Annotated in this window: 5 protein-coding genes and 1 tRNA gene; 4 read left to right on the top strand and 2 right to left on the bottom strand. The window is 72.9% G+C overall.

The features are described from left to right. Positions 1 to 4: 4 nt before the first annotated feature. A tRNA-Pro gene (locus tag GTW40_RS15835) sits at positions 5 to 78 on the bottom strand. A 104-nt stretch (positions 79 to 182) separates the two neighbouring features. On the opposite strand from GTW40_RS15835, the gene GTW40_RS15830 reads away from it, so the two are divergent. Continuing rightward, the gene (locus GTW40_RS15830) at positions 183 to 698 is read left to right on the top strand and encodes a DUF309 domain-containing protein (protein ID WP_161180831.1); all 516 of its coding nucleotides are present in this window, start codon (positions 183 to 185) and stop codon (positions 696 to 698) included. A gap of 160 nt (positions 699 to 858) precedes the next feature. After that, complete coding sequence (cobF, locus tag GTW40_RS15825; RefSeq protein ID WP_161180830.1) at positions 859 to 1,632, top strand: precorrin-6A synthase (deacetylating); 774 nt, start codon at positions 859 to 861, stop codon at positions 1,630 to 1,632. Between the two features lie 26 nt (positions 1,633 to 1,658). Here cobF and GTW40_RS15820 read toward each other — a convergent pair whose 3' ends face one another. After that, positions 1,659 to 2,408 (bottom strand): cobalt-precorrin-6A reductase, encoded by a 750-nt coding sequence (locus GTW40_RS15820; RefSeq protein ID WP_161180829.1) that lies wholly within the window; start codon positions 2,406 to 2,408, stop codon positions 1,659 to 1,661. A gap of 74 nt (positions 2,409 to 2,482) precedes the next feature. Here GTW40_RS15820 and GTW40_RS15815 point away from each other — a divergent pair, with 74 nt between their 5' ends. Beyond that, positions 2,483 to 3,271: a TIGR01458 family HAD-type hydrolase gene (locus tag GTW40_RS15815; RefSeq protein WP_343245712.1), complete on the top strand. Its 789-nt coding sequence runs from the start codon at positions 2,483 to 2,485 to the stop codon at positions 3,269 to 3,271. 92 nt (positions 3,272 to 3,363) lie between these two features. Then, positions 3,364 to 3,654 carry a hypothetical protein gene (locus tag GTW40_RS15810; protein ID WP_161180828.1) on the top strand — a complete coding sequence of 97 codons (291 nt, stop codon included), beginning with the start codon at positions 3,364 to 3,366 and terminating at the stop codon, positions 3,652 to 3,654. Positions 3,655 to 3,736: the final 82 nt, after the last annotated feature.

Genomic DNA, 3,736 nt, shown 5'->3' with positions numbered 1-3,736 from the left:
CGAGTCGGGACGACAGGATTTGAACCTGCGACCCCTTGACCCCCAGTCAAGTGCGCTACCAAGCTGCGCCACGTCCCGATGCGCTTACTCGCGGTGACCCGCGTGATCGCGCGAACAGCACTTTACCCCACGTAGGGGGCTGGGCCGAAGCCGGTGGGGGTGGGGAGGGGACAATCGGTCGTATGGGAGACGCGGACGCGAGGCCGGTGGGCGACGGGCGGGACCGGGACGTGGAGGGGCGGGCGCGTAACGCGCGGCCCCGGGACGGGCTGGGGCGGCCGTTGCCGTACGGCGCGGACGGGGTGGAGCGGCAGCCCGAGGGGGTCGTGCGGTCGCCGGAGGAGACGGTCGTGGAGGCGCAGGCGCTGCTGGACGCGGGGAAGCCGTTCCACGCGCACGAGGTGTTCGAGGACGCCTGGAAGTCGGGGCCCGAGAGTGAGCGGGGGCTGTGGCGGGGGCTGGCGCAGGTCGCGGTGGGGCTCACCCATGCGGCTCGGGGGAACGTGACGGGCGGTGCCCGGCTGCTGCGGCGCGGTGCGGGGGCCGTGCGGGAGTGGGGGGTGGAGAGCGGGGAGCCCCGGCCGCACGGGATCGATCTCGGCGGGGTCGGCGAGTGGGCCGTGGCGCTGGCCGAGCGGGTGGAGAAGGAGGGGGGAGTTGTCGACGCCGGGGTGGAGGCGCCCAGGCTCAGGTCCTGAGGTTCCGAGGTCCTGAGGTCCTGAGCACGGTCCGCTCTTGTCAGTACGCACTGCCTCGACAACCGGCTCGGCGGCGACCGGCCCCCCGCCTGAATCCGTCCCCGGGCCGCAGCTCGGCCCAGCCCGACCCCTTGCGAACCTCGTACGGCACACTCGACCCGTGCGAAAGATTCATGTCATCGGGATCGGTGCCGGCGACCCCGACCAGCTGACGTTGCAGGCGGTCAAGGCGCTGCGCGGTACCGACGTGTTCTTCCTGTTGGACAAGGGGGAGGCGAAGAGCGATCTGACGGGGCTGCGCCGGGAGATTCTGGACGCGCATCTGGAGCCGGGGTCGTACCGGGTCGTGGAGGCGCGGGATCCGGAGCGGGACCGGAAGGCGGGCGGGGCGGAGTACTCGCCGGCGGTCGGGGACTGGCGGAGCGCGCGGGCCGGGATCTACGAGCGGCTCATCGGGCAGGAGGTCGGCGCGGACGGCACGGGGGCCTTTCTCGTCTGGGGCGACCCGGCGCTCTACGACAGCACGCTCGCGATTCTGGAGGAGGTGCTGGAGCGGGGGGCGGTGGAGTTCGAGTACGACGTGATACCCGGGATCAGCAGTGTCTCCTCGCTGGTCGCCCGGCACCGTACGGGGCTGAACCGGGTGGGGCGGCCCGTGCAGATCACGACTGGGCGGCGCCTGGCGGAGGGGTTTCCCGACGGGGTGGACGACGTCGTGGTGATGCTGGACGCACACCAGACGTTCCTGCGGTACGCCGGGGAGGACATGGACATCTACTGGGGCGCGTACATCGGCACCCCGGACGAGATCCTGGTCTCCGGCCCTCTCGGCGAAGTCGCCCCGCGCATCGAGGAGTTGCGGGCGGCGGCTCGGGAGCGCAAGGGCTGGATCATGGATACGTATCTGCTGCGCAGGCACGGGGACGAGGGCTGATTCCGGGGGCGCAAGTGGCTTTCCGTTCAGCGCAGTTGGAGCGCGTCGAGCCAGGCCAGCGCGCCCTGTGCGTCCGGCACCGTCATCGCGTCCTCCGGCAGCGGAGGGCGTTCTACGACCACTACGGGCAGGCCGAGTTGGCGGGCCGCCGTCAGTTTCGGGGCCGTTGCCCCGCCTCCGCTGTCCTTGGTGACCAGTACGTCGATCCGGTGGGCGCGGAGGACGTCCAGCTCGTCCGCGAGGGTGAACGGGCCGCGCGCCAGGAGGAGTTCGGTGTGCGGGGGCAGAGGTGGGGTTGGGGGTTCCACGGAGCGTACGAGGAAGTGGAGGTCCTCCAGCGCGGCGAAGGCTGACAGGCCCAGGCGGCCGGTGGTGAGGAAGACGCGGTGACCGAGGGCGGGGAGGGGTGCTGCGGCAGCCGTCAGGGTGGGGACCGGGTGCCAGTCGTCGCCGGGGGTCGGGTGCCAGCCGGGGCGGCGTAGGACGAGCGCCGGGATTTTCGCCTCCCGTGCGGCCTGGAGGGCGTTCGTGGTGATCTTTCGCGCGAAGGGGTGGGTGGCGTCGATCAGGGCGTCCACGTGGTGGACGCGGAGCCAGTCGGCGAGGCCGGCAGGGCCGCCGAAGCCGCCCGTGCGGGTGTCTCCCGTCAGGGGGACCGGCCGGGTCACGCGGCCCGCGAGGGAGGTGGTGACGCGTACGGCGGGGTCGGCGGCGAGCGCGGCGGCCAGTTCGCGGGCCTCCGTCGTGCCGCCGAGGATCAGGAGGTGCGGGGGCATGGGGCGAGCGTAGGCGAGGGGCGGGCCGGGGCGGTTATGGTCCGGGTATGGCTTCCCTTGCGGACGTGCGAGGCGTGCGGGATGTGCGAGGCGTGCTGGTCGACATCGACGGGGTGCTGACCGTCTCCTGGCGGGCGCTGCCCGGTGCGGTGGAGGCGCTGCGGGTGCTGCGGGACCGCGGCCTCGGGGTGGTGCTGGTGACCAACACCACCTCCCGGACGCGGGCCTCGGTCGCCGCCGCGCTCGCCGGGGCGGGGTTCGCCGTGGACGCCGACGACATCCTCACCGCGCCCGCCGCCACCGCCGCGTACCTGGCGGGCACCCGGTGCGCGCTGCTGAACAGCGGGGACATCGAGGAGGATCTGGCCGGGATCACCCTCGTCGACGAGGATGGCGAGGACGACTCGGACGCGCCCGATGTCGTGCTCGTCGGTGGTGCGGGTCCGGAATTCAGCTACGCCGCTGTGAACCGAGCTTTCAGCCATCTTCGCCGTGGCGCGCGCCTCGTCGCCCTGCACCGCAACCTCACGTGGCGGACCGACGCCGGACTCCAGCTCGACGCCGGGGCGTACATCGCGGGGCTGGAGGCGGCGGCCGGGACCAAGGCCGAGGTCGCCGGGAAGCCGTCGGCCGCGTTCTTCCGGGCGGCGCTCGACCGGCTGGGCGTGGACGCGGCCGAGGCGGTGATGGTCGGGGACGACGTGGAGTCGGACGTACTGGGGGCACAGCGGCTCGGGATCACCGGAGTGCTGGTGCGGACCGGCAAGTTCCAGCCGGACACCCTCGACCGCGCGAGCGGCACGCCCGACCACGTGGTGGATTCGTTCGCGGACGTGCCCGCGCTGCTGGGGCTGACTCCGTAACGCGACCCCGCTGATCAGCATCCCCGACGGGCCCCAGGGCCGACATGGGGCGAGGTTGGCGGCCAGCTTCCCGGCGCTGGGACAATGCCCGGATGACTGGTGACGGTGCTGTCGAAGTGTCGGCCCTGGCGATCAATGTGCGGGTGCCGGAGGAGCTCTGCTGGACGGACAGCCGCCGCGGGCAGGAGTTCCGGCTGACCACGTTGAACGTGCGGCTGCTGCCGGACGGCGGACTGGCCGCGAAGGCGTACGGGCGGCCGGTCGACGGCGGGCGTGGCGCGTACGTGTCCTTCGCGGTGCCGGACCGGCCCGAGTTGGCCGCGCTCATCGAGCGGGCGGCCGGTCGCGCGGCCGAACTGTGGGGCGCGCACCGGGGGCTGTGATCTCCGGTGCGGCGCGTCCGGTCGCGGTGAGGTGAACTTGGTCTAGTGCCGCGGCAGGCAACGTTTGCCCGTCAAGGAGCGG

This window comes from Streptomyces sp. SID4985, from assembly GCF_009863025.1.
In the GTDB taxonomy this organism is placed as follows: Bacteria; Actinomycetota; Actinomycetes; order Streptomycetales; family Streptomycetaceae; genus Streptomyces.
Note: the sequence above shows the minus strand (reverse complement) of the source record. Positions and strands in the feature narration are given on the sequence as shown.